Raw genomic sequence first — 24,191 nt, forward strand, 5'->3', positions numbered from 1 at the left:
TGGATTGACAACCAACGACAATAAGGACCAGTCCATGCTTCAGAGTAATGAATACTTTTCCGGTAAAGTGAAGTCCATCGGTTTTAGCAGCAGCATTACTGGCCGCGCCAGTGTCGGCGTAATGGAAGAAGGGGAGTACGCCTTCGGGACCGCGCAACCTGAAGAGATGACCGTGGTCAGCGGCTCACTGAAGGTGTTATTGCCGGGTGAAACCGAGTGGAAAATCTATAATCCGGGTGATGTTTTCAACGTACCCGGCCACAGCGAATTCCATCTGCAGGTTGCTGAACCTTCATCCTACCTGTGTCGTTATCTGTAAAAAAAAAGAGCCGGGTTAACCCGGCTCCGATTTCTGACTGGCAGTATGCATTAACGCTGTGCTTCGCCGCCTAATCCTTCCACCACGCTTTTAATCAACGCCGCCAGTTCACCCGTCATCAGAATGAAGTCAGCATCAAAGCGCTGGGCGTAGTCGTCCCGGTCGATATCGTCGTTCTGATCGCGCAGCTCATCGGAAAACTTCAGACGCTTGATTGAGCCATCGTCACACATCATGAACTGAATACGCTGCTGCCAGTCGAGGGCCAGCTTGGTCACCAGCTTGCCGGCTTCGATATGCACGGCGATTTCGTCGCTGACCAGCTCCTGCTTCTTGGCGCGGATCACGCCGCCATCTTCCAGAATCGCTTTCAGCTCGGCTTCGTCCAGCAGCTGGAACCCCTGCGGAACGTTGTTGCCGCGTACCCACTCGGTGAGGGTCAGCTCGATCGGGTTTTCCATCGTCAGCGGCACCACCGGCAGCGAGCCGAGGCTTTTACGCAGCAGCGCCAGGGTGTCTTCTGCTTTTTTGGCGCTGGCGCAGTCGACCATAATCAGGCCGTTTACCGTGTCGATCCACATCATCGTCTGGCTGAAGCGGCTGAAGGCGCGCGGCAGCAGGGAGTGCAGAACTTCATCTTTCAGCGAATCTTTTTCCGTTTTTTTCAGCTTCCGGCCCTGTTCGGCTTCCAGCTTGAAAATTTTGGCTTCCAGCGCCTGCTTCACCACCGGCGTCGGAAGGATCTTCTCTTCCTTACGCGCGCAGATGATGATTTGACCATTGGTGGTGTGGGTCAGCGCATCGCTCTGTGATCCCATAGGCGGAACCCATCCGGTTTTGGCCATGTCCTGGCTGCCACACGGGGTAAATGCGTAAAGGTCTAACTGTTTTTCCATCTCGTCTGCGCGCAGTTCGATATCGCGGCTGAGACGGTAAACCATCAAATTTTTGAACCACAGCATGATAATTTCCACGGTCTTGTCGTTTAATTCAGCGGGCATGATAGCGAATTGTCGCATCGCTTGCATTGCTAATCGGGTAGCAGGCTTCTACTCTGTTGATAATCAAAATAATGAGGAACGTCCTGTGCGAATTGGTATTGATCTCGGCGGCACCAAAACAGAAGTCATCGCCCTTGGCGAGCAGGGGGAGCAGCTGTTCCGCCACCGCCTGCCCACCCCGCGTGACGACTACCGGCAGACCATTGAAACCATCGCTCACCTGGTGGAGATGGCCGAAAAGGCCACCGGCCAGACCGGCACGGTGGGTATGGGCATTCCGGGGTCGATTTCGCCCTATACCGGGGTGGTGAAAAATGCGAATTCGACCTGGCTTAACGGCCAGCCCTTCGACCGCGACTTAAGCCAGCGCCTGAACCGCGAAGTCCGGCTGGCGAACGACGCTAACTGCCTGGCGGTCTCCGAGGCCATCGACGGCGCGGCGGCGGGTGCACAGACTGTATTCGCGGTGATCATCGGAACCGGCTGCGGGGCAGGCGTAGCCTTCAATGGCCGCTCCCATATCGGCGGCAACGGCACGGCAGGTGAGTGGGGGCATAACCCGCTGCCGTGGATGGATGAAGATGAACTGAAGTACCGCGCCGAAGTGCCGTGCTACTGCGGCAAGCAGGGCTGTATCGAGACCTTTATTTCCGGCACCGGTTTTGCCACCGACTACCGTCGTCTGAGCGGCCATCCGCTGAAAGGCAATGAGATCATGCGGCTGGTGGAGGAGCAGGACGCCGTGGCCGAACTGGCGCTCAGCCGTTACGAGATGCGGCTGGCGAAGTCGCTGGCGCACGTGGTGAATATTCTCGACCCGGATGTGATCGTGCTGGGCGGCGGCATGAGTAACGTTGACCGTCTCTATACCACCGTTCCGCAACTGGTGAAGCAGTGGGTGTTTGGCGGCGAATGCGAAACCCCGATCCGCAAAGCGGTGCACGGCGACTCCAGCGGCGTGCGCGGCGCGGCCTGGCTGTGGCCGAACTGATAGTGCCATTGGTGCGGCTTGTTCCCCCCTCACCCCGGACCGTACACCCCTATGGGGAGAGGGTTAGGGTGAGGGGTACAGATAGCACCCATCCTTAACTACTCCACCGCAAACACCTTATCCAGCCTGCTGTACCCCAGCCCGTTGATCTTCTTCACTTTGATTTGCACCGGAATGCGCTCTTTCATCGCCTCCACGTGGCTGATCACGCCGATGGTTTTACCGCTGGCGTTCAGCGCATCCAGCGCATCCAGGGCGGTATCCAGCGTTTCGCTGTCCAGCGTGCCGAAGCCCTCATCGAGGAACAGCGAGTCAATCTGCGTCTTGTGGCTTACCAGATCGGAGAGGGCCAGCGCCAGCGCCAGGCTCACGAGGAAACTTTCCCCGCCGGAGAGCGTGCGGGTATCGCGCACCGCATCCGCCTGCCAGGTGTCCATCACTTCCAGCTCCAGCGCGTCGCTGGCTTTGCGCTGCAGCAGGTAGCGGCCATGCAGGCGGGTCAGCTGCTGGTTGGCGAGCCACACCAGATTGTCCAGGGTTAAGCCCTGGGCGAACTTGCGGAAGCGATCCCCCTCTTTGGAACCGATCAGCGAGTTCAGATAACCCCAGTCATCCGCCTGACGAGCCGCCTCTTCGATCTGCTGCATCAGCGTCTGCTGGTGCTGGCGATTGTCGCTGTCCTGCTTAAGCTGCTGGCGGATCTCCCCCTGACGGGTGGTGTTTTCCCGGAGCTTCAGCGCCAGCTGCTGGAGCTGCTCGTGCAGAACCGGGGCTTGCGTTGTCAGGCCCGCCGGGCGCTGTTCCAGATGTTCGTTCAGCCGTTGACCGGCCTGCTGGAGCAGCGCCGTGGTCTGCTGGATCTGATTCTCCAGGCTGTGTTTCAGCTGCTCCAGACGCTGAACCGTCCCGGCATCCAGCAGGGCCGTGAGAAACGCCTCCCGATCGCTGAAGACGCTGGCGGCCAGCGCGGCGGCAAACTGCGCCCGGGATTGTTGCAGGCGCTCGCTTTCCAGCTTGTGCTGCTGTTGCAGCGTGGCGAGCTGGCTTTGCAGGGAGACGCACTCGGTGTGGATCTCGCGCCAGTTATCCGGGATGGTGCTTTCCGCTTCCGTGAGATCCGTTTCCGGCAGGGTATCCAGTAGCGGTGCCAGGGCAGTGATGCGATCCCGCAGAGCGTTATGCTGCGACTGCCGCTCCTGCCAGGCCAGCGACTCTTTTTCGCGTTCAGCAAGCCAGGCCGCCTCCGTGCCGTCCTCCGGCACCGCCAGCGACAGGGCATCAAGCGTTTTCGCCATCGCCGTGCGCGTTGCCAGAAGCTGCTGCTGGTAGAGTTGTTCCTGGGCTTCCTCTTCGTTCAGCTGGCTTTGCAGGGTCAGACGCTGGCTAAGCTGGTGGAGCTGCTGCTCGTACTGCTCCTGTTCAGCCAGCCAGGGGGTGATATCTTCCTGAATATTCAGGTTAACGTTCAGGGAACCACACACCGCCTGCCACTCTTTAGTGAGCGCTTGCTCTTCCTGCGAGATGGTCTGCGCTTCGCTTGTTTCCCGCTGAAGCTGAGTATTGAGCGCATTCACCTGTCCGAGCACCAGCAGGCCTTCCTCTTTGAGAGCGGCGACCTCTTTTTCCATCGCGTCCCGACGGCGCTGGTTTTCGGTGAGCACTAAGGCCTGGTACTGGGCAATCGCCGGATGCCCGGTGGAGCCGCATAGCGGGCAGGGCTTCCCGGCTTCCAGTTCCGCCCGGTAGCTTTCCAGCTTTTTGATCTTCTCTTCCTGCTCACACAGGGTTTTGAGATCGAGATAGTGTTGGTTTTTCTCTTTGTACTGCTGACGGCGCAGTGTCAGGGTTTCGTTCAGTGTTGCCAGCTCACCCTGCGCCTTTTGCACGCTTTCACCATTCTGGCGCAACCGCTGCTGCAGGGGCTGATAGCGGGCATGCAGGGTGGTCAGGCGCTGGCGTGCCCCGCGGGACTGGGTCTGGAGCGCCATCTCAGCGGCGGCCTGTTCCGCGCTGAGCGTCAGGGTGCTTACCGGTAATCCGGCCAGCTTTTGGCGTAACTCCGTCAGACGCCGGGTCAGGGTCGCCATCTGCGTTTTGTCGCGGTTGAGCTGGGTAAAGTGCGCCCGCCAGCCGGCAATCTCCTGACTCCACTGGCGAAAGCGGTCGTGTTCGGTGAGCCACTGGGTAAGCGCGGTCAGTTCGGTTTGCAGCTCATCGCGCGCGCGCAGGGCCCCGTTGCGAATGCGCGAGCGCAGCTCCACTCTGGACTGTAAGCGAGTATTCACCTCCTGCATCTGCTGCTCGGTTTGCGACAGAAGGGCAAGCTGCTCCTGCTGCCGCTCCCACTGCGGACGCAGCTGGGCCGCAGGCTGGGCCAGATGCAGCTTTTCCAGCTCGGGCATGGCGTCGGTCAGAGCCTGCTGCGCCTGCTGTTGGGCTGCCATCGACTGCTGTTGCTCGCGCACAAGCTCATCGTGGCGGGTAAGCCATTGAAAATCTTTCTGTTGCGCCTGCTGCTGGGCCAGCAGCTGCGCTTCTTCGTCAGTAAGTACCTGCAAACCTTGCTGAAGCTGCTGCTGCTGTTCTTCACTGAGCAACACCACCCCGGCGGCCTGGGCCTGACGTTTCTCCAGCTCGCTGCGCGCCGCTTTATGTTTTTCAAACACCATGGCGGAAATCTGGCCGTAAATTTCCGTGCCGGTCAGCTCTTCCAGCAGTTCGGCGCGCTCTTTCGGTTTGGCGTTCAGGAAGGCGGCAAACTGTCCCTGGGATAAGAGCATCGAGCGGGTAAAGCGGTCGTAGTCGAGCCCGGTCAGGGAGGCGACCAGCTCCAGCTTGTCCTTTACTTTATCCGCCAGAATTTTGCCATCTTCACACTGGGCCAGCTCCACGCGGGGCACCTGCAGGTTGCCGTCCGGCTGGTTGCGCGCCCGGTTCTGGCTCCAGAAGGCACGATAGGCGATGCCTTTGACTTCAAACTCCACTTCGGCGAGGCACTCGGCGGTGTCGCGGGTCATCAGGTCGTTTTGCGACTGCGAGACCGTATTCAGGCGCGGCGTCTCGTGATAGAGCGCCAGGCAGATGGCGTCCAGCAGGGTAGTTTTACCCGCACCGGTCGGGCCGGTAATGGCAAACAGGCCATTGCTGAGGAAAGGCTCGGCGGTAAAGTCAATTTTCCATTCGCCCTTCAGGGAGTTGAGGTTTTTCAGGCGCAGGCTGAGAATTTTCATGCGTCATCCTCCTCATTGCTGAGGGCGTGGAGCGTGTGGCTGAACAGTTCGTTGAGCCGGGCACGCTGGGCATCATCCAGGGTTTCCTGTGCGAGGCGGCGCTCAAAAACTTCCTCCACCCGCAGCTCGCTGAGGGTTTCGCGCAGGCTGCTGGCCAGGCTCTTTTCGCGCTGCTCGCGGCTGCGACGCACCAGCAGCACCTCCACCGGCAGATCTTCCGTCAGGTTCTGGATCTTGCGCTGCATGTCGTGCAGGTACTCATCGGTGGTGAGTTCGATATCCAGCCAGACGGGCGGTGATTGTTCCACGCCGCGCCACTGCTCAAGCTGGGCGGTAATGGCCGCCAGATCGCCCTTCAGCACCGCCAGCGGCTGGGTAATGGGCACCTCGAGCGATTCGACGGCGCTGAGCTTACCCTGGTCGAAACTCACCAGATGCACGCATTTGCTTTTGCCGGTTTCATCAAAGCTGAGGGGAATAGGGGAGCCGCAGTAGCGAATATGCTCGCAGCCGCCAATCATCTGCGCCCGGTGAATGTGGCCCAGGGCGATATAGTCTGCCGCCGGGAAATGCTGGGCGGGAAACGCATCCAGCGTACCGATATAGATGTCACGTACCGCGTCACTTTTACTGGCCCCGACGGTGGTGAGATGCCCGGTCGCGATAATCGGCAGCACGCTGTCGCCGCGAAGCGCGCAGGCCTGGGTATATTGATCGTCATAATAGTGGGTGATGGCTTTTAACAGCTGCTGCTGTTTCTCTGTCCCGGACAGACCCGCCTGGCTCTGCACCACGTCGCGCGGACGTAAAAACGGGATCGGGCACAGCACCGCCCCGGGCGTGCCGTCGCGTCTGTTCAATATTTGCGGAGCATGGCCGGCGCTGGCGACCACGGTGGTATTCAAAAAAGCCAGGATCTCACGGGATTCATTCAACGTGGCGACGGAATCATGGTTGCCCGCTACGATCACCAGATGGCAGCCGGTTTTTTGCAGGTTCACCACGAAGCGGTTATAGAGCTCGCGCGCATAGCTCGGCGGCGAGCCGGTATCGAAGATATCCCCGGCCACCAGGATGGCATCGACGTCCTGTGATTGCGCAGTCTCAAGCAGCCAGTTGAGGAACGCTTCATGTTCGGCGGCGCGGCTTTTGCTGTAAAAATTTTGTCCCAGATGCCAGTCCGAGGTGTGAAGTATGCGCATAACAGATCCGTGGCAAAAAAAGGTTAGCGGGATTATAAACTTTCAGGGTGACGAAGATAACCGTTACAATCGGGGCTGCCATAAAACAACGGCTTGCCATTATTAGCGGGTACGTTTTTCATAAATCTGTCATAAATCTGACGCATAATGACGCCGTATTACAAACATGTAACCTCAATAAGACAGGGCTAAGTATGGCGAGACGTATTCTGGTCGTAGAAGATGAAGCACCCATTCGCGAAATGGTCTGTTTCGTGCTCGAACAAAATGGCTTTCAACCGATAGAAGCCGAAGATTACGACAGCGCGGTGAATCAGCTCAACGAACCCTGGCCCGATCTGATCCTGCTCGACTGGATGTTGCCTGGCGGCTCTGGTCTGCAATTCATCAAACATATCAAACGTGAAGCCTTAACCCGCGATATCCCGGTGATGATGTTAACCGCCCGTGGCGAAGAGGAAGATCGCGTGCGTGGCCTGGAGACCGGCGCGGATGACTACATCACCAAACCCTTCTCCCCGAAAGAGCTGGTGGCACGCATTAAGGCCGTGATGCGCCGTATTTCACCCATGGCGGTGGAAGAGGTGATTGAGATGCAGGGCCTGAGCCTGGATCCTACCTCGCACCGCGTGATGACCGGTGAAAACCCTCTTGATATGGGGCCGACCGAATTCAAACTGTTGCACTTCTTCATGACCCACCCGGAGCGCGTCTACAGCCGCGAGCAGTTGCTCAATAATGTCTGGGGCACTAACGTTTATGTTGAAGATCGAACGGTGGATGTTCACATTCGCCGTTTGCGTAAGGCACTCGAAACCAGCGGTCACGATCGCATGGTACAGACCGTCCGCGGCACGGGTTATCGTTTCTCCACCCGTTTCTGAACAATGACAGGAGTGTGACGCGTGCTGGAACGTCTGTCATGGAAAAGGCTCTGTTTTGAACTGATACTTTGCTGTATCCCGGCCCTGATCCTCGGGGCCTTAATCGGTTATTTACCCTGGTTTTTACTGGCAGCGGTCACAGGACTGCTGATCTGGCATTTCTGGAATTTGCTCCGCCTGTCATGGTGGCTGTGGGTTGACAGAAGTATGACGCCGCCGCCCGGCAGCGGAAGCTGGGAACCTCTTCTGTATGGCCTGCACCAGATGCAGATGCGTAATAAAAAACGCCGTCGTGAGCTGGGTAGCCTGATCAAACGCTTTCGCAGCGGCGCGGAATCGCTGCCGGATGCGGTGATACTGACCACCGAAGAGGGAACAATGTTCTGGTGCAACGGTCTGGCACAACAGCTGCTGGGCCTGCGCTGGCCGGATGATAATGGGCAAAACATTCTCAACCTGCTGCGTTATCCGGAGTTCGCGCAGTATCTGAAAAAACGCGACTTCACCCGCCCGCATAATCTGGTGCTCAACAACGGTCGTCATCTGGAGATCCGCGTGATGCCCTACAGCGACAAACAGTGGCTGATGGTGGCGCGCGACGTGACACAAATGCACCAGCTCGAAGGGGCGCGGCGCAACTTCTTCGCCAACGTCAGCCACGAATTACGCACCCCGCTGACGGTGCTGCAGGGCTATCTGGAGATGATGCAGGAGCAGACCCTGGAGGGCGCGCCGCGGGAAAAAGCGCTGCAGACCATGCGCGAGCAGACGCAACGCATGGAAGGCCTGGTGAAGCAGTTGCTGACCCTCTCGCGCATTGAGGCGGCTCCGACCCTGGCGCTGAATGAAACGATCGATGTGCCGATGATGCTGCGGATGTTAGAGCGCGAAGCGCAGACCTTAAGCCAGCAGCAGCACCAGCTTACCTTCGAGGTGGATAACACCCTGAAAGTGCGCGGCAGTAACGACGAGCTGCGCAGCGCGATCTCGAACCTGGTCTATAACGCGGTGAATCATACCCCCGCCGGGACCCACATCACCGTGCGCTGGCAGCATGTGCCCACGGGGGCGGAGTTCAGCGTTGAGGACAATGGCCCGGGGATCGGTCCGGAGCATATTCCTCGTCTGACCGAGCGTTTTTATCGGGTGGATAAAGCGCGTTCCCGGCAGACGGGCGGCAGCGGCCTGGGGCTGGCGATTGTTAAGCACGCCATCAATCACCACGACAGCCGTCTCGATATCGTCAGTACGCCGGGTAAAAGTACGCGTTTCAGCTTCGTGATCCCGGAACGTTTAATTGCCAGTAACAGCGCCTGACGGCGTCACTGTAATCAGATATTGCCACAGGCCAGCGTATGCTGGCCTGTTTGCTTTGCAGTCAACCGAAGCGCGGGTAAATTTTATACGCCTGTTGCTTTTTTGTTCGCATGATTAGCCATGAGTTTTTCTTATAAATGGTGTAATGTTCCACTCTCATCTTTCAGGCTGGCATATTGTTCTGGTTTTCAGATCCCATATTGCCTTTAAACGTTATAAGCGTTTAAATTGCCCCCCTGATATCGTCGGACAGACTGTATTTGCGTGGTAAATCGAAAAACTATTCTTCTCCACGCCGGTAGGAAAGCATTTCCCGCTGAGGTTGCACATTTTTTCCGCTGTTTTGTTCCGCAACGGATAGCGAAAAATTCAACGTTTTCAACACCACATCCACAGGCAGTAAGGTTTTATGACCCATCAATTGAAATCGCGCGATATCATCGCGCTGGGCTTTATGACATTTGCGCTGTTCGTTGGCGCTGGCAACATCATCTTTCCTCCAATGGTTGGCTTACAGGCGGGTGAACACGTCTGGACGGCGGCTATTGGCTTTTTAATTACCGCCGTAGGTCTGCCGGTACTGACCGTCGTTGCGCTGGCGAAAGTTGGCGGCGGCGTTGACAGCCTCAGCGCGCCGATTGGCAAGGTGGCCGGGGTGATGCTGGCCGTGGTCTGCTACCTGGCGATTGGCCCGCTGTTCGCCACGCCGCGTACCGCGACCGTCTCCTTCGAAGTGGGGATTGCCCCGCTGACCGGCGACGGCCCGCTGCCGCTGTTTATCTACAGCCTGGTTTACTTCGCCATCGTGATTCTGGTGTCGCTCTATCCGGGCAAGCTGCTGGATACCGTGGGTAACTTCCTGGCACCGATGAAGATCCTGGCGCTGGTGGTACTGGCTGTTGCGGCGATTATCTGGCCTGCCGGCCCGCTGAGCTCCGCGACCGAAGCGTACCAGAATGCGGCTTTCTCTAACGGCTTTGTGAACGGCTATCTGACCATGGATACGCTGGGCGCGATGGCGTTCGGTATCGTGATCGTTAACGCTGCGCGTTCCCGCGGCGTGACCGAAGCGCGTCTGCTGACCCGTTACACCGTCTGGGCTGGCCTGATGGCGGGCGCAGGGCTGGCGCTGCTCTATCTGGCGCTGTTCCGTCTCGGTTCCGACAGCAGCGTGCTGGTTGACCAGGGCGCTAACGGTGCGGCAATCCTGCATGCGTACGTTCAGCACACCTTTGGTGGCGCGGGAAGCATGATGCTGGCTATCCTGATCTTCCTGGCCTGTCTGGTGACGGCGGTTGGCCTGACCTGTGCCTGTGCAGAGTTCTTTGCCCAGTACGTGCCGCTCTCTTACCGCACGCTGGTGTTTATCCTGGGCGGCTTCTCCATGGCGGTGTCGAACCTCGGTCTGAGCCACCTGATTCAGGTCTCCATTCCGGTGCTGACCACCATCTACCCGCCGTGCATCGTGCTCGTCGTGCTGAGCTTCACCCGCGGCTGGTGGAACAATTCCACACGAATTATCGCGCCGGCCATGTTTATCAGTCTGCTTTTTGGTATGCTTGACGGCATTAAGGCATCTGCTATCAGCGCCATTCTGCCTGCCTGGACACAGCGTCTGCCGCTGTCCGAACAGGGTCTGGCGTGGTTGATGCCTACCGTTGTTGCACTGGTACTGGCAATTATCTGGGATCGTGCTGCAGGGCGTCAGGTTACATCGAACGCGCACTAATCAACGGCTGAATGTTTAACCACGGGGCGTAATGCCCCGTGGTTTTTTGTTTTTTTTAGTCTGAAATGGCATGACAACAAATGGAAAGCACTAACAAACTCAAGCGTGGATTGAGCGCCCGCCACATCCGCTTTATGGCGCTGGGTTCTGCAATCGGTACTGGTCTTTTTTATGGCTCGGCAGATGCCATCAAAATGGCCGGTCCCAGCGTTCTGCTGGCGTATCTTATCGGCGGTGTTGCCGCTTACATCATCATGCGTGCGCTGGGGGAGATGTCGGTACATAACCCGTCAGCCAGCTCCTTCTCCCGCTATGCGCAAGAAAACTTAGGCCCGCTTGCCGGGTATATCACCGGCTGGACCTACTGCTTCGAAATCCTGATTGTCGCTATCGCCGACGTAACGGCGTTCGGCATTTATATGGGCGTCTGGTTCCCGACCGTGCCGCACTGGATCTGGGTGCTCAGCGTGGTGCTGATCATCTGCGCCATCAACCTGATGAGCGTGAAGGTGTTTGGCGAGCTGGAGTTCTGGTTCTCCTTCTTTAAAGTCGCCACCATTATCATCATGATTGCTGCCGGTATCGGCATCATCATCTGGGGTATTGGCAACGGTGGAGAGCCAACCGGGATCCACAATCTGTGGAGCAACGGCGGTTTCTTCAGTAACGGCTGGATAGGCATGGTGATGTCGCTGCAGATGGTGATGTTTGCCTACGGCGGGATCGAAATCATCGGTATCACCGCCGGTGAAGCGAAAGATCCTGAGAAGTCTATCCCGCGCGCCATCAACTCGGTGCCGATGCGTATCCTGGTCTTCTACGTGGGCACGCTGTTTGTGATCATGTCCATCTACCCGTGGAACCAGGTCGGCACCAACGGCAGCCCGTTCGTGCTGACGTTCCAGCATCTGGGGATCACCTTTGCCGCCAGCATTCTTAACTTCGTGGTGCTGACCGCGTCGCTTTCCGCCATCAATGCCGACGTCTTCGGCGTGGGGCGCATGCTGCACGGCATGGCCGAGCAGGGCAGTGCGCCGAAGGCATTCGCTAAAACCTCCAGCCGCGGTACGCCGTGGGTGACGGTGCTGGTGATGACCGTGGCGCTGCTGCTGTCGGTGTACCTCAACTACATCATGCCGGAGAACGTCTTCCTGGTGATTGCATCGCTGGCAACCTTTGCCACCGTCTGGGTGTGGATCATGATTCTGATGTCGCAGATTGGCTTCCGCCGCCGTCTGTCGCCGGAAGAGGTGAAAGCGCTGAAGTTTAAGGTGCCGGGCGGCGTGGCAAGTACCGTTGCTGGCCTGATCTTCCTGGTCTTTATTATCGGCCTGATTGGTTACCATCCGGAAACCCGCATCTCGCTGTATGTCGGCTTTGCGTGGATTGCGCTGCTGCTGGTGGGCTGGGTGTTTAAACGCCGCCGCGAGCGTCAGTTAGCGCAAGTGCAGTAACAGCAATGCCCGGCAAACGCCGGGCATTTTTCTCCTCCCCCTTCCTCCTCCCCCAATAAACCTCTCCGTGAGGAGTGAACATCAACTACCCTGTGGCAAGGTGACCTCATTTCTGGGAAAGGGGATAAAAGATGTTGAATGCATGGCACCTGCCGGTTGCCCCATTTGTTAAGCAAAACAACGATAAACTTGTCATCACGCTGTGGCTGACGGGCGAGAATTTGCCTGAGCGGGTGACGCTGCGCGCTGAAATCGATAACGAAGAGACGTCGCTGAAAATGCAGAAGCAGCGCAGCCAGCCGCAACCCGGCGTAACGGCCTGGCGGGCCACCCTCGACGTGGAGGAAGGGCAGCCGCGCCGTCGCTACAGCTTTAAGATGCTCTGGCATAACCGCCAGCTGTGGTTCACCCCGCAGGGTTTCAGCCGTTTTCCACCCGCGCGGCTGGAGCAGTTTGCCGTCGATTACCCGGATGCCGGGCCGCAGTGGGTGGCCGACCAGGTCTTTTATCAGATCTTCCCGGACCGCTTTGCCCGCAGCCAGCGGCGCAACCCGGAACTGGATCGCACCTATCATCACCATGCCGCCGGCCATGAGACCCTTTTCCGGGAGTGGGATGAGCCGGTAACCGCCCAGGCAGGGGGATCGACGTTTTACGGTGGCGATCTCGACGGCATCAGCGAGAAGCTGCCCTATTTGAAAAAACTGGGCGTCACGGCGCTCTACCTCAACCCGGTGTTTGTCGCCCCCAGCGTGCATAAATACGACACCGAAGATTATCGTCACGTGGACGAGCGCTTTGGCGGCGACGTCGCCCTGTTACGCCTGCGGGAGAACACCCACCGGGAGGGGATGCGCCTGATCCTCGACGGCGTGTTCAACCACAGCGGTGATTCCCACGCCTGGTTCGACCGCCACAACCGGGGGACGGGCGGCGCCTGCCATAACCCGGACTCGGCCCAACGGGACTGGTACAGCTTTGACGACGAGGGCCGCGCCCTCGACTGGCTGGGCTACGCCAGCCTGCCGAAGCTGGATTATCAGTCGTCCGGGGTGGTGGATGAGATCTACGGCGGCGAGGACAGCATTGTTCGTCACTGGCTGAAAGCGCCGTGGAGCATGGACGGCTGGCGGCTGGACGTGGTGCACATGCTCGGCGAAGGCGGCGGGGCGCGCCATAATTTACAGCACGTCACCGGGATCACCCGTTCGGCGAAGGAGGCCAATCCAGAGGCTTTCGTCTTTGGTGAACATTTTGGCGACGCCCGCCAGTGGTTACAGGCTGATGCAGAAGATTCGGCGATGAACTATCGCGGCTTCACCTTCCCGCTGTGGGGTTTCCTCGCCAATACCGATATCTCCTACGATCCGCAGCAGATTGATGCGGAAACCTGCATGAGATGGATGGATAACTACCGCGCCAGCCTTTCCCATCAGCAGCAGCTGCGCATGTTTAACCAGCTCGACAGTCACGACACCGCCCGCTTTAAGTCGTTGCTCGGCAAAGATGTCGCCCGCCTGCCGCTGGCCATCACCTGGCTGTTCACCTGGCCTGGGGTGCCGTGCATTTACTACGGCGATGAGGTGGGGCTCGACGGCAATAACGATCCGTTCTGCCGCAAGACCTTCCCGTGGGAGGATGAAAAACAGGACAAAACCCTGCTGGCGCTCTACCAGCGCTTAATCAGGCTGCGCAAGCAGAACCAGGCCCTGCGCTACGGCGGCTGTCAGGTGGTGTACGCCCACGACAACGTGGTGGTGTTTGTGCGCGTCTACAACCAGCAGCGGGTGCTGGTGGCCATTAACCGGGGCGATGCCTGTGAAGTGGTGATGGACGATTCGCCGCTGCTCAACGTTAAGCAGTGGCAGCTGAAAGAGGGGAAAGGCGTGGCGCAGGACGGCGTGCTTTCGCTCCCGGCGATCTCGGCTTGCGTCTGGTTCGGTAATTAATTTGCTGTACGGCAGGCGCTGAGCGCCTGCCGCCTGCTTTTCGGGTGGGAAGAATTTCTGAAAAGCGACTAGTTTTACAGTCAGAGATAGCGGAAATGCAACAATTTGTGTCAATCTGCTTAACCCATATACGGTGGAAGGTGGAAACATGGATGAGCTACTGATCTTTGGCTGCATTGTTTTATTGTTCGTGGGGGTGGTGGTGCCCATCCTCGCGATTGTCGCCCTTAACCGCACCTCGGCGTTTCGCTTTGAGCTAACGGTTCTGCGCCGCCGTCTTGAGGAGCTTGAACAGCGCGGCGTGGCAGAAAAACCTGCGATGCCGCAGGCTGAAGCGGTGACAACTGCGCCGACACTTGTTGCCCCGGAACCGGTCGCCGCCGTTGTGCCCGAGCCTGCCGATCCCTGGCTATCCCGGGCGAAGCCTGCACCCGCTGCCCGGGAGCCAGACCCTGTTAACGCGACGACCAAAGACCGGGAGCCTTCTGCCCTGGGCGGCATGATTACCTCGCTGGTACGCTGGTTTATGCAGGGTAACCCGCTGGCGAAGCTTGGTATTTTGCTCCTGTTCTTCGGCCTCTCATTCCTGCTGCGCTATACGGTTGAACATTCACTCTTCCCTCTGGAATTACGTCTCGTCGCGGCCGCGCTATTTGCTCTTGTGCTGCTGGCGACAGGTTGGCGATTACGTCATAAACAGCCGGTTTACGCCCTGATATTACAGGGGGGCGCGACAGGGGCGCTCTATCTCACCGTTTTTGGCGCGTTTCGCCTGTGGCAGATGCTGCCGATGACCCTGGCGTTTGCGCTGCTGGTGGTGATTTGCGCCGCGAGCGTGGGGCTGGCAATCCTGCAAAAGGCGCTCAGCCTGGCGATGCTGGCAAGCCTCGGCGGTTATCTGGCCCCGCTGCTGCTCTCCAGCGGCAGCGGCAACCACGTGGCGCTGTTCTCGTTTTATCTTCTGCTTTCCGTGGGCATTCTTGCCATCAGCATCTGGCAGCACTGGCGGGAGCTGAATCTGCTCGGCCTGTTATTTACCTTTGGCGTCGGGGGATTATGGGGAGCGAATGCTTACCAGCCCGCGTACTACCTGAGCTGTCAGCTGTTCCTGATCGCAAATACGATCCTTTTCGGCGTGTTGAGCGTGGCGCTGTCGCTGCGTGCGCAGGAGAAGGGGAAACAACTTATTGATGGCGTGCTGCTGTTTGCGCCGCCCCTGGTGGGCTTTGGCATGCAGTACGCCATTACCCGGCACTGGGAGTATGGACCAGCCCTCAGCGCGTTGGGGTACGGCGGTTTCTATGTCGCATTAGCCTGGCTGGCCTTGCGTCGCTACCCTTCGCTGGGGAAACCGCTGGTCCTGGCTGCGCTGGCGCTTGGCGGCGCTTTTATCACTCTCGCTATCCCGCTGGCGCTCTCGGCGCGCTGGACGTCGATGGCCTGGGCGCTGGAAGGGGTGGGGATCCTCTGGCTGGGGGTGCAGCAGCACCAGCGACGCATGACGTACAGCGGCACGGCGCTGCTGGTTCTGGCGCTGTGCAGCGCGCTTTGGGCGCAGGTAAATGGCACGGTGCCGCTGTCTCTGATGCTGATCTTCGCGGTTCTCAGCCTGTGCTGGCTGGCGGGGGCATGGCTGTGGCGTGCGGTCCAGCTTCAGGTCAGCCTGGGGCTTCTCGCAGGCGGACTACTTTTCTGGCTGGTCGCGCTGGCGGGCGCATCGCAGTGGGTGCTGAACAATGACTCACGGGTGATGGCGGGCGTACTGGGGCTGCTGGCGATCTCGGTCTGGGGCTGGCGCGGCGTCGCGGGGCGACTGGCATGGCAGGCGCTGGATCACAGTAAATGGCTGCTGTGGCCCATGATGCTGGTGGTGCTGCTGTATCAGATATCACAGCAGCAGATCTTCGCCGCAGGCTGGTCGAATCTGGCGTGGTGTGTTGCGTTACCCGCGGCGGTGGCGTTGCTCTGGCGCGACGGAGCGGCATTGCCGCCGCGGCTGTCCAGGATTGCGCATTTGTCGCTTTTCTGGATGGTTCTGCTGGCGCTGGCGATGGAGCTTTTCTGGTTTGCACGCGATCTGCCGTGGGGCATGGCGGCCTGGGGAAGCGGCTTGATGATGGCGGCGGGTGGCCTGGCGATCTTCCTGATTAACGAGGCGGTGGGGCGAAACATCTGGCCATTCCGCGTCTGGCCTGCGCTGTATGGGGTACAGGCGATGCTACCGGTCGCGGCGGCGTTGACAGGCCTGTTAGTGCTGACCAACTTCCAGGATGGCGTGGTTTATCGTCAGACCTGGCTACCGTTAATCAATCCGCTGGAGGAGGGGGCGGCCCTGGCGTTGCTGGGGCTGGTGATGCTGTATCGCGCGGCGTTGCGCTACTTCCCGGTCTATATCGAGGTCTCCCGCCCCTGGCCGGTTGTCGCCTTGCTTGCCCTGAGCTGCTGGTGGCTGAACGGCATGCTGCTGCGGGCCCTGGCCTGGTACGGAGAAATTGCCTGGGATGCGGACGCGCTATGGCATTCGCGGCTGGTGCAGACCTGCTTTGCGCTGGTCTGGATGCTGGCGGCGCTGGTGGTGATGCTCCATGCCACCCGGCGTCACTCCCGCCACCAGTGGCTGTGCGGCGCGGTGCTGCTGGGAATTGTAATTGTGAAACTGATGCTGGTGGACAGCGCGGGCGGCGGCGGGCTGGCGCGGGCAATCGCGTTTATCGGCGTGGCTATTCTGGTGTTAATCGTCGGGTATTTCTCCCCGTTACCGCCAAAAGCAGGAGAAGCAAAATGAAATGGATGAGAGCGGTATTATGGGGCGTGCTGTTCAGTGCCGCCGGGGCGGCCTCGGGCAACGATAAGGCAGGGGAAACGCCGCAGGATTACGCCACGGGGATGTCACTTGAAACGCTTGACGCATCGCCCTGGTATCGCGTTGCGCTGCCCCAGGCGGTCTATCAGAGCACGGCCTGGCTGGACCTGCGTGATGTGCGGGTCTTTAACCATCGGGGTGACGCTGTGCCCTTTGCCCTCGAGGTGCAAAAACAGCAGCCCGTGACACCAGAGACGCTGGATCTGCGGCTTTTCCCGCTGGACAGGGCACCGGTCTCGTCGACTGAACAGCAGGAAAAGGGGTCGGCATCCGTTGTTTTACGCTCCAGGAGCGGGATTGAAATCCATCTGGAAAGCGACGAGGTAAAAAGGTTCGGCCAGAGTTATCTACTGACGTTGCCCGAGGAGAGAAAAGATCCGCTTTATCTGGCACAACTGCGCCTGAACTGGAACACGCCGCCGGGTAACTGGCAGGGGAAAGCGTCGGTCTATTCCAGCGAGGATCTACGCTACTGGCGACAGGTGCAGGAAGATGCGCCTCTGATGGATCTGACCCGTGACAACGATCGGCTGAAGATGGATACCATCAGCGCCCGTCTGATGCTCTCCGGGGAAGGGACGCGATACCTGCTGGTGATCCTGGATTCGCAAAGCCCGGCGCTGGCCCTGAACGGCGTCAGCGCCATTGCCGATAGCCGCGAGCCGGAACCTGAACGTGTGGTAATCAATGCCCGGGCCGAAAAAGCGGGCGATGACCAGGTCGTCTGGCGCTGGAAAAAGCCGCAGCCGCTGACTTCGCTCAGGATCACCCTGGCAAATGAAGGGGTCTTGCCGGTGGACTTGAGCTGGCGCAGTGGCGAAAAAGAGCCCTGGCAGCCGCTGAGCAAAACCGTGCTCTACCAGCTGGATGGTAAACGTTCGGACGATATCCTGCTTTCCGGTCAGCCGGTTGAAGCGGTGCGGATGGTGACCATCAATACCCGCCTGCCCGAGACGCTGCCTGAAATGAGCGGCGCGCGCGACAGCTATCAGATGGTGTTCAATGCCCAGGGTAAAGGCCCCTATCTGCTGGCCTGGGGAAACCGGGCGGCCAAAAAGGCGGACATCGGGCTGGATATGCTGATCCCGGCATCGCTGCGTAACACCCACCCGGTAAACGCGCTGCCGTGGGCGCTGGCGCAAGAGGACGTCACTTTGGGCGGCGAAGAACGACTGACGGCGACCTCGGTTGCCGAGCAACAGGCACGCTGGAAAACGCTGCTGGTGTGGGGCGCGCTGCTGCTCGGGGTTGGAGCGCTGGCGCTGATGGCCTGGCGTATCTGGCGGGAAGTGAAAAAAGACGGGGCGGCTTAACGGCATAAAAAAGGCCCGCATCTGCGGGCCTTTCTCGTAAACCGTGCCGATTACAGGCTGGATACGTTCTCGGTCAGGTATTTAGCAACGCCTGCCGGAGAGGCTGCCATACCTTCTTTACCTTTTTCCCACTGAGCCGGGCACACTTCACCGTGCTCTTCGTGGAACTGCAGCGCGTCAACCATACGCAGCATTTCGTCGATGTTACGACCCAGTGGCAGATCGTTCACAACCTGGTGACGAACGATGCCGTTCGCGTCGATCAGGAAGGAGCCACGCAGTGCAACGCCAGCGTCCGGATGTTCGATACCGTAAGCCTGCTGGATTTCACGTTTGATGTCCGCAACCATTGCGTATTTCACTGGACCGATGCCGCCGTTGTCGACAGGGGTGTTACGCCATGCGTTGTGTACAAACTCAGAGTCGAAGGAGACGCCAACCACTTCCACGCCACGCTTCTGGAATTCTTCGTAACGCTTGTCGAACGCGATCAGTTCAGACGGGCAAACGAAGGTGAAGTCCATTGGCCAGAAGAACAGAACGGTCGCTTTACCGTTGGTGTGCTGCTTGAAGTTGAAGTTTTCAACGATTTCACCGCTGCCCAGAACGGCTGCTGCTGTAAAATCCGGAGCCGGACGAGTTACCAGAACCATATGATTCTCCTGTGATTACTAAGGTTATTTAGAACGCAACGCGGGCCAGTATAGAGAGTGTTCGTCCTAAAGACAAAGAGGCGCTGACAATCGTTAACCCAGCTTTTACCTATCAATCACATTTATATTAAAGCTGCTTATGCTTCGCCTGCTCCATCATCCGGGGATAGAACTGCCAGAAGCGCTGCTCCAGCGCGTCGTAATGGGCGTCCAGATCCTGCCAGGAGTCGCGCAGGGCGTCGAGACGCGGGCGGCGGCTGGCCATGCCGTTAAGTACCCGCTGAATGAAATCCATCTCGCTGTAGCGCTCCAGCCAGCGCTCTGACCACAGGTAGTCATTCAGATTCACAAAGCGCGGCGGAGAGTCGGGCAGGATAATCGCCACCTGGGCGTGGGCATAGCGCACGAACGCCGGCAGCGGCATCTCGGGGGAGAGTTGCGCCCAGTGGCGGGAGACAAAGTGATCCCACATCACATCCAGCGTAATGGGCGCCACGCGGCGGGTTTCCGGGCGGAACCACTCTTTGGCCTCTTTCACTTCGGGCAGATTGTCGGTGAGAACATCGATCCGGCGATGCATGAAAATGCCCTCCACGACGTCGGCGGGGTAATCCTCAGCAGGGTTGCCGCGCACGAAGTCGGCCAGCAAATTGCCGGAAAGGGAGCTGTCAGCGAGATGGGCGAGGTGCAGGTGAGCGAGAAAATTCATGCGATTCGTTATCCGAAGCGAGGCTAGTTGTTGCAGCAAAGAGGTGTGAGCACTAGACTAAGCCGCCTGTTTTTAAGTCACGAGTATATGCCATGCGCGTCGCCGATTTCTCCTTTGATTTACCCGAGTCCCTGATTGCCCACTATCCTATGCCTGAGCGCAGTAGCTGCCGCTTATTGTCGCTGGATGGGCCGACGGGGGCGCTGACGCACGGTACTTTCACCGATCTGCTCGACAAGCTCAACCCGGGCGACCTGCTGGTGTTCAACAACACCCGCGTGATCCCGGCCCGTCTGTTCGGCCGCAAAGCCAGCGGCGGCAAGATTGAAGTGCTGGTCGAAAGAATGCTCGATGATAAACGTATTCTGGCACATATTCGCGCTTCCAAAGCCCCTAAGCCGGGCGCGGAGCTGCTGCTGGGCGATGACGAGAGCATTAAAGCGACCATGACTGCGCGCCACGATGCGCTGTTTGAAGTCGAGTTTAACGACGAGCGCACGGTGCTGGATATCCTTAACGCTATCGGCCACATGCCGCTGCCGCCGTACATCGAACGTCCGGATGAAGAGGCTGACCGCGAGCTGTATCAGACCGTCTACAGCCAGAAGCCGGGTGCCGTAGCGGCGCCGACGGCGGGCCTGCACTTTGATGAACCTCTGCTGGAAAAACTGCGTGCGAAGGGCATTGAGATGGCCTTTGTGACGCTGCACGTCGGCGCGGGAACCTTCCAGCCGGTGCGCGTTGACAGCATTGAAGACCACATCATGCACTCCGAATATGCCGAAGTACCGCAGGGGGTTGTCGATGCAGTGATGGCGGCGAAAGCGCGCGGTAACCGCGTCATTGCCGTTGGTACAACGTCGGTTCGCTCGCTGGAAAGCGCCGCGCAGGCCGCCAAAAATGACCTGATCGAGCCGTTCTTCGGCGATACTCAAATCTTCATCTACCCGGGTTATCAATATCAGGTGATCGACGCGCTGGTGACCAATTTCCACCTGCCGGAGTCAACCCTGATCATGCTGGTATCGGCCTTTGCTGGTTATCAAAACACCATGAATGCCTACAAGGCTGCGGTAGAACAAAAATATCGCTTTTTTAGTTACGGTGACGCGATGTTTATCACGTACAATCCGCAGGCTTTGAATGAGCGTGTCGGGGAATAAGTCCGCGACAGCAGAATAATGTGTTGGACTGTTTTTCTGGCACAGAGGAATAAGAATGAAATTTGAACTTGATACCACCGACGGTCGCGCTCGCCGTGGCCGCCTGGTGTTCGATCGCGGCGTAGTCGAAACGCCAGCCTTTATGCCAGTGGGCACTTACGGCACCGTAAAAGGGATGACGCCGGAAGAAGTTGAAGCCACAGGCGCGCAAATTATCCTCGGCAACACCTTCCACCTGTGGCTGCGCCCGGGCCAGGAAGTGATGAAGCTGCACGGCGATCTGCATGACTTTATGCAGTGGAAAGGCCCAATCCTGACCGACTCCGGCGGCTTCCAGGTCTTCAGCCTCGGCGATATCCGTAAGATCACCGAAAAGGGCGTGCATTTCCGCAACCCGATCAACGGCGACCCGATTTTCCTCGATCCAGAAAAATCGATGGAGATTCAGTACGATCTCGGTTCCGACATCGTAATGATCTTCGACGAATGTACGCCATACCCGGCGGACTGGGACTACGCTAAGCGCTCGATGGAGATGTCGCTGCGTTGGGCGAAGCGCAGCCGCGACCGTTTTGACTCTCTGCAGAACAAAAATGCGCTGTTCGGCATTATTCAGGGAAGCGTTTACGAAGATTTACGCGATATCTCTGTTAAAGGTCTGGTAGAGATAGGTTTTGATGGCTACGCTGTCGGCGGTCTGGCTGTGGGAGAGCCGAAGGAAGATATGCACCGTATTCTGGAGCATGTTTGCCCGCAAATTCCAACAGATAAACCTCGATACCTGATGGGCGTCGGTAAGCCAGAAGACCTGGTTGAAGGCGTGCGTCGCGGCATTGATATGTTCGACTGCGTTATGCCGACCCGCAACGCCCGTAATGGCCACCTGTTCGTGACCGACGGCGTGGTAAAAATCCGTAATGCGAAGCATAAAAGCGACACCAGCCCGCTCGATGCCGAGTGCGATTGCTATACCTGTCGCAATTATTCTCGTGCCTATTTGCATCATCTTGATCGTTGTAATGAAATATTAGGCGCGCGTCTCAACACGATTCATAACCTTCGCTATTACCAGCGCTTAATGGCTGGTTTACGCAAGGCTATTGAAGAAGGTAAATTAGAGAGCTTCGTGACCGATTTTTACCAACGTCAGGGTCGGGATGTCCCACCTTTGAACGTTGATTAATTTATTTAATGAGGGAATTTTAATGAGCTTTTTTATTTCTGATGCGGTAGCGGCAACAGGTGCACCGGCGCAGGGCAGCCCGATGTCTCTGATTCTGATGCTGGTGGTGTTCGGTCTGATCTTCTATTTCATGATCCTGCGTCCACAGCAGAAGCGCACCAAAGAGCACAAAAAGCTGATGGACTCCATCGCGAAAGGCGATGAAGTGCTGACTAACGGTGGTCTGGTTGGTCGTGTGAGCAAAGTTGCTGATAACGGCTACATCGTCATCGCACTGAACGATACCACTGAAGTGGTTATCAAACGTGACTTCGTTGCTGCCGTTCTGCCGAAAGGCACCATGAAAGCGCTGTAATTAACTTTTCCCAAAGGGAACTGCCGTGTTAAACCGTTATCCTTTGTGGAAGTACATCATGCTGGTCGTCGTCATTGTCGTCGGCCTGCTGTATGCGCTTCCCAACCTGTATGGTGAGGATCCGGCTGTTCAAATCACTGGCGCGCGCGGCGTCGCCGCCAGTGAGCAAACGCTGATCCAGGTCCAGAAAACGTTACAAGAAGAAAAAATTACCGCTAAGTCTGTGGCACTGGAAGAGGGCGCAATTCTTGCTCGCTTCGACTCCACCGACACGCAGCTCCGCGCTCGTGAAGCGCTGATGGGCGTGATGGGTGATAAATATGTCGTGGCGTTGAACCTTGCTCCTGCAACTCCGCGTTGGTTAGCTGCTATTAACGCTGAGCCGATGAAACTCGGTCTCGACCTGCGTGGTGGCGTTCACTTCCTGATGGAAGTGGATATGGAAACCGCACTCGGAAAACTTCAGGAACAAAACATTGATAGCCTGCGCAGCGATCTGCGCGATAAAGGCATCCCTTACACCACCGTGCGTAAGGAAGATAACTACGGGATGAGCATCGCGTTTCGCGACAGCAACGCCCGCGACCAGGCGATGGATTACCTGACCCAGCGTCACCGAGATCTGGTGCTCTCTTCTCAGGGTAGCAACCAGCTGCGTGCGGTGATGACCGATGTGCGTCTGAAAGAAGCGCGTGAATACGCGGTTCAGCAGAACATCAACATCCTGCGTAACCGTGTAAACCAACTCGGCGTAGCTGAACCGCTGGTACAGCGTCAGGGTGCTGACCGTATCGTGGTTGAACTGCCGGGTATCCAGGATACCGCGCGTGCGAAAGAGATTCTGGGCGCTACCGCGACGCTGGAATTCCGTCTGGTGAACACCAACGTCGATCAGTCTGCTGTTGCTTCTGGCCGCGTGCCGGGCGACTCAGAGGTGAAACAGACCCGTGAAGGCCAGCCGGTTGTCATGTACAAGCGCGTGATCCTGACCGGTGACCACATCACTGACTCGACCTCCAGCCAGGACGAGTACAACCAGCCGCAGGTTAACATCTCGCTGGATAGCGCGGGTGGTAACATCATGTCTAACTTCACCAAGGACAACATCGGCAAACCGATGGCGACCCTGTTCGTGGAGTACAAAGACAGCGGTAAGAAAGATGCCAACGGTCGTTCCGTGCTGGTGAAAGAGGAAGAGGTGATTAACATCGCCAATATCCAGTCTCGTCTGGGTAACAGCTTCCGTATCACCGGTATCAGCAACCCGAACGAAGCCCGCCAGCTCTCGCTGCTGCTGCGTGCCGGTGCGCTGATTGCGCCGATTCAGATTGTTGAAGAGCGTACCATCGGTCCAACGCTGGGTATGCAGAACATCACTCAGGGTCTGGAAGCCTGTCTGGCCGGCCTGGCGATCTCCATCATCTTCATGGTCTTCTTCTATAAGAAGTTTGGTCTGATTGCGACGTCGGCGCTGATTGCCAACCTGGTGCTGATTATCGGCATTATGTCCCTGATACCAGGGGCGACGCTGACCATGCCAGGCATTGCGGGTATCGTCTTAACCCTTGCGGTTGCGGTGGATGCCAACGTACTGATTAACGAACGTATCAAAGAAGAGCTCAGCAACGGTCGCTCAGTCCAACAGGCGATTGATGAAGGGTACCGTGGCGCATTCAGCTCCATCTTCGATGCGAACGTAACAACACTGATTAAGGTTCTTATCCTGTATGCAGTGGGTACTGGCGCGATCAAGGGCTTTGCTATCACCACCGGTATCGGTGTGGCAACGTCAATGTTTACCGCTATTGTCGGCACCCGTGCCATCGTGAACCTGCTGTACGGCGGCAAGCGCGTTAAAAAGCTGTCTATCTGAGGA

The 24,191-nt window shown here is 58.1% G+C and carries 18 protein-coding genes; 13 read left to right on the forward strand and 5 right to left on the reverse strand.

The features are described 5' to 3' along the window. Positions 1 to 34: 34 nt before the first annotated feature. The gene (ppnP, locus tag ACOYA6_RS00635; protein ID WP_039031475.1) at positions 35 to 319 is read left to right on the forward strand and encodes a pyrimidine/purine nucleoside phosphorylase; all 285 of its coding nucleotides are present in this window, start codon (positions 35 to 37) and stop codon (positions 317 to 319) included. A 50-nt stretch (positions 320 to 369) separates the two neighbouring features. Here the strand turns inward: ppnP and rdgC are convergent, their stop codons facing one another. Beyond that, positions 370 to 1,281: a recombination-associated protein RdgC gene (gene rdgC / locus ACOYA6_RS00640; RefSeq protein ID WP_039031486.1), complete on the reverse strand. Its 912-nt coding sequence runs from the start codon at positions 1,279 to 1,281 to the stop codon at positions 370 to 372. A 124-nt stretch (positions 1,282 to 1,405) separates the two neighbouring features. Between rdgC and mak the strand changes: the two genes are divergently transcribed. Continuing rightward, the gene (gene mak, locus ACOYA6_RS00645; RefSeq protein ID WP_039031476.1) at positions 1,406 to 2,311 is read left to right on the forward strand and encodes a fructokinase; all 906 of its coding nucleotides are present in this window, start codon (positions 1,406 to 1,408) and stop codon (positions 2,309 to 2,311) included. 98 nt (positions 2,312 to 2,409) lie between these two features. Here mak and sbcC read toward each other — a convergent pair whose 3' ends face one another. Together sbcC and sbcD are read right to left on the reverse strand one after the other, a co-directional pair. Beyond that, the gene (gene sbcC / locus ACOYA6_RS00650; protein WP_422653843.1) at positions 2,410 to 5,541 is read right to left on the reverse strand and encodes an exonuclease subunit SbcC; all 3,132 of its coding nucleotides are present in this window, start codon (positions 5,539 to 5,541) and stop codon (positions 2,410 to 2,412) included. Continuing rightward, entirely contained in the window at positions 5,538 to 6,743 is a 1,206-nt protein-coding gene (gene sbcD, locus ACOYA6_RS00655; RefSeq protein WP_422653844.1) for an exonuclease subunit SbcD, read from the reverse strand. The genes sbcC and sbcD overlap by 4 nt, the downstream gene beginning before the upstream one ends. A 194-nt stretch (positions 6,744 to 6,937) precedes the next feature. Here sbcD and phoB point away from each other — a divergent pair, with 194 nt between their 5' ends. The 7 genes from phoB to ACOYA6_RS00690 all read left to right on the forward strand — a co-directional run bounded on the left by phoB (position 6,938) and on the right by ACOYA6_RS00690 (position 18,252). Then, positions 6,938 to 7,627, forward strand: a complete 690-nt coding sequence (gene phoB, locus ACOYA6_RS00660; RefSeq protein WP_039031479.1) for a phosphate response regulator transcription factor PhoB — start codon at positions 6,938 to 6,940, stop codon at positions 7,625 to 7,627. Positions 7,628 to 7,648: 21 nt separating this feature from the next. Continuing rightward, positions 7,649 to 8,944, forward strand: a complete 1,296-nt coding sequence (phoR, locus tag ACOYA6_RS00665; RefSeq protein ID WP_422653845.1) for a phosphate regulon sensor histidine kinase PhoR — start codon at positions 7,649 to 7,651, stop codon at positions 8,942 to 8,944. Between the two features lie 409 nt (positions 8,945 to 9,353). After that, positions 9,354 to 10,673 carry a branched-chain amino acid transporter carrier protein BrnQ gene (brnQ, locus tag ACOYA6_RS00670; protein WP_039031481.1) on the forward strand — a complete coding sequence of 440 codons (1,320 nt, stop codon included), beginning with the start codon at positions 9,354 to 9,356 and terminating at the stop codon, positions 10,671 to 10,673. Positions 10,674 to 10,753: 80 nt separating this feature from the next. Further along, a complete protein-coding gene (gene proY / locus ACOYA6_RS00675; RefSeq protein WP_139564421.1) occupies positions 10,754 to 12,127 on the forward strand; it encodes a proline-specific permease ProY in 1,374 nt (457 codons plus the stop codon). Positions 12,128 to 12,258: 131 nt separating this feature from the next. Then, complete coding sequence (malZ, locus tag ACOYA6_RS00680) at positions 12,259 to 14,076, forward strand: maltodextrin glucosidase (protein WP_422653846.1); 1,818 nt, start codon at positions 12,259 to 12,261, stop codon at positions 14,074 to 14,076. A 148-nt stretch (positions 14,077 to 14,224) separates the two neighbouring features. Further along, positions 14,225 to 16,861, forward strand: a complete 2,637-nt coding sequence (locus ACOYA6_RS00685) for a DUF2339 domain-containing protein (RefSeq protein ID WP_422653847.1) — start codon at positions 14,225 to 14,227, stop codon at positions 16,859 to 16,861. Then, entirely contained in the window at positions 16,858 to 18,252 is a 1,395-nt protein-coding gene (locus tag ACOYA6_RS00690) for a DUF3999 domain-containing protein (RefSeq protein ID WP_422653848.1), read from the forward strand. Before ACOYA6_RS00685 ends, ACOYA6_RS00690 begins: the two co-directional genes overlap by 4 nt. Before the next feature lie 50 nt (positions 18,253 to 18,302). Here the strand turns inward: ACOYA6_RS00690 and ACOYA6_RS00695 are convergent, their stop codons facing one another. After that, complete coding sequence (locus tag ACOYA6_RS00695; RefSeq protein ID WP_032616797.1) at positions 18,303 to 18,905, reverse strand: peroxiredoxin C; 603 nt, start codon at positions 18,903 to 18,905, stop codon at positions 18,303 to 18,305. A 127-nt stretch (positions 18,906 to 19,032) separates the two neighbouring features. After that, positions 19,033 to 19,614, reverse strand: a complete 582-nt coding sequence (gene acpH / locus ACOYA6_RS00700; protein WP_039032352.1) for an ACP phosphodiesterase — start codon at positions 19,612 to 19,614, stop codon at positions 19,033 to 19,035. A 92-nt stretch (positions 19,615 to 19,706) separates the two neighbouring features. Here acpH and queA point away from each other — a divergent pair, with 92 nt between their 5' ends. The 4 genes from queA to secD are packed head-to-tail and all read left to right on the forward strand — an operon-like array spanning position 19,707 to position 24,188. Further along, positions 19,707 to 20,777 carry a tRNA preQ1(34) S-adenosylmethionine ribosyltransferase-isomerase QueA gene (gene queA / locus ACOYA6_RS00705; protein WP_139564426.1) on the forward strand — a complete coding sequence of 357 codons (1,071 nt, stop codon included), beginning with the start codon at positions 19,707 to 19,709 and terminating at the stop codon, positions 20,775 to 20,777. Positions 20,778 to 20,832: 55 nt separating this feature from the next. Next, complete coding sequence (tgt, locus tag ACOYA6_RS00710) at positions 20,833 to 21,960, forward strand: tRNA guanosine(34) transglycosylase Tgt (RefSeq protein ID WP_039032354.1); 1,128 nt, start codon at positions 20,833 to 20,835, stop codon at positions 21,958 to 21,960. Positions 21,961 to 21,982: 22 nt separating this feature from the next. Beyond that, complete coding sequence (gene yajC, locus ACOYA6_RS00715) at positions 21,983 to 22,315, forward strand: preprotein translocase subunit YajC (protein ID WP_032616800.1); 333 nt, start codon at positions 21,983 to 21,985, stop codon at positions 22,313 to 22,315. 25 nt (positions 22,316 to 22,340) lie between these two features. Then, positions 22,341 to 24,188 carry a protein translocase subunit SecD gene (secD, locus tag ACOYA6_RS00720; protein WP_072036752.1) on the forward strand — a complete coding sequence of 616 codons (1,848 nt, stop codon included), beginning with the start codon at positions 22,341 to 22,343 and terminating at the stop codon, positions 24,186 to 24,188. Positions 24,189 to 24,191: the final 3 nt, after the last annotated feature.

The sequence above is a fragment of the Leclercia barmai genome (assembly GCF_049312895.1).
GTDB classification, from domain to species: Bacteria; Pseudomonadota; Gammaproteobacteria; order Enterobacterales; family Enterobacteriaceae; genus Enterobacter; species Enterobacter barmai.

What these genes read in the sequence shown, in the direction of transcription:
- ppnP (WP_039031475.1), top strand. Translation starts at nt 35, where the DNA reads ATGCTTCAGAGTAATGAATACTTTTCCGGTAAAGTGAAGTCCATCGGT.
- rdgC (WP_039031486.1), bottom strand. Translation starts at nt 1,281, where the DNA reads ATGCTGTGGTTCAAAAATTTGATGGTTTACCGTCTCAGCCGCGATATC.
- sbcC (WP_422653843.1), bottom strand. Translation starts at nt 5,541, where the DNA reads ATGAAAATTCTCAGCCTGCGCCTGAAAAACCTCAACTCCCTGAAGGGC.
- sbcD (WP_422653844.1), bottom strand. Translation starts at nt 6,743, where the DNA reads ATGCGCATACTTCACACCTCGGACTGGCATCTGGGACAAAATTTTTAC.
- phoB (WP_039031479.1), top strand. Translation starts at nt 6,938, where the DNA reads ATGGCGAGACGTATTCTGGTCGTAGAAGATGAAGCACCCATTCGCGAA.
- brnQ (WP_039031481.1), top strand. Translation starts at nt 9,354, where the DNA reads ATGACCCATCAATTGAAATCGCGCGATATCATCGCGCTGGGCTTTATG.
- proY (WP_139564421.1), top strand. Translation starts at nt 10,754, where the DNA reads ATGGAAAGCACTAACAAACTCAAGCGTGGATTGAGCGCCCGCCACATC.
- malZ (WP_422653846.1), top strand. Translation starts at nt 12,259, where the DNA reads ATGTTGAATGCATGGCACCTGCCGGTTGCCCCATTTGTTAAGCAAAAC.
- ACOYA6_RS00685 (WP_422653847.1), top strand. Translation starts at nt 14,225, where the DNA reads ATGGATGAGCTACTGATCTTTGGCTGCATTGTTTTATTGTTCGTGGGG.
- ACOYA6_RS00690 (WP_422653848.1), top strand. Translation starts at nt 16,858, where the DNA reads ATGAAATGGATGAGAGCGGTATTATGGGGCGTGCTGTTCAGTGCCGCC.
- ACOYA6_RS00695 (WP_032616797.1), bottom strand. Translation starts at nt 18,905, where the DNA reads ATGGTTCTGGTAACTCGTCCGGCTCCGGATTTTACAGCAGCAGCCGTT.
- acpH (WP_039032352.1), bottom strand. Translation starts at nt 19,614, where the DNA reads ATGAATTTTCTCGCTCACCTGCACCTCGCCCATCTCGCTGACAGCTCC.
- queA (WP_139564426.1), top strand. Translation starts at nt 19,707, where the DNA reads ATGCGCGTCGCCGATTTCTCCTTTGATTTACCCGAGTCCCTGATTGCC.
- tgt (WP_039032354.1), top strand. Translation starts at nt 20,833, where the DNA reads ATGAAATTTGAACTTGATACCACCGACGGTCGCGCTCGCCGTGGCCGC.
- yajC (WP_032616800.1), top strand. Translation starts at nt 21,983, where the DNA reads ATGAGCTTTTTTATTTCTGATGCGGTAGCGGCAACAGGTGCACCGGCG.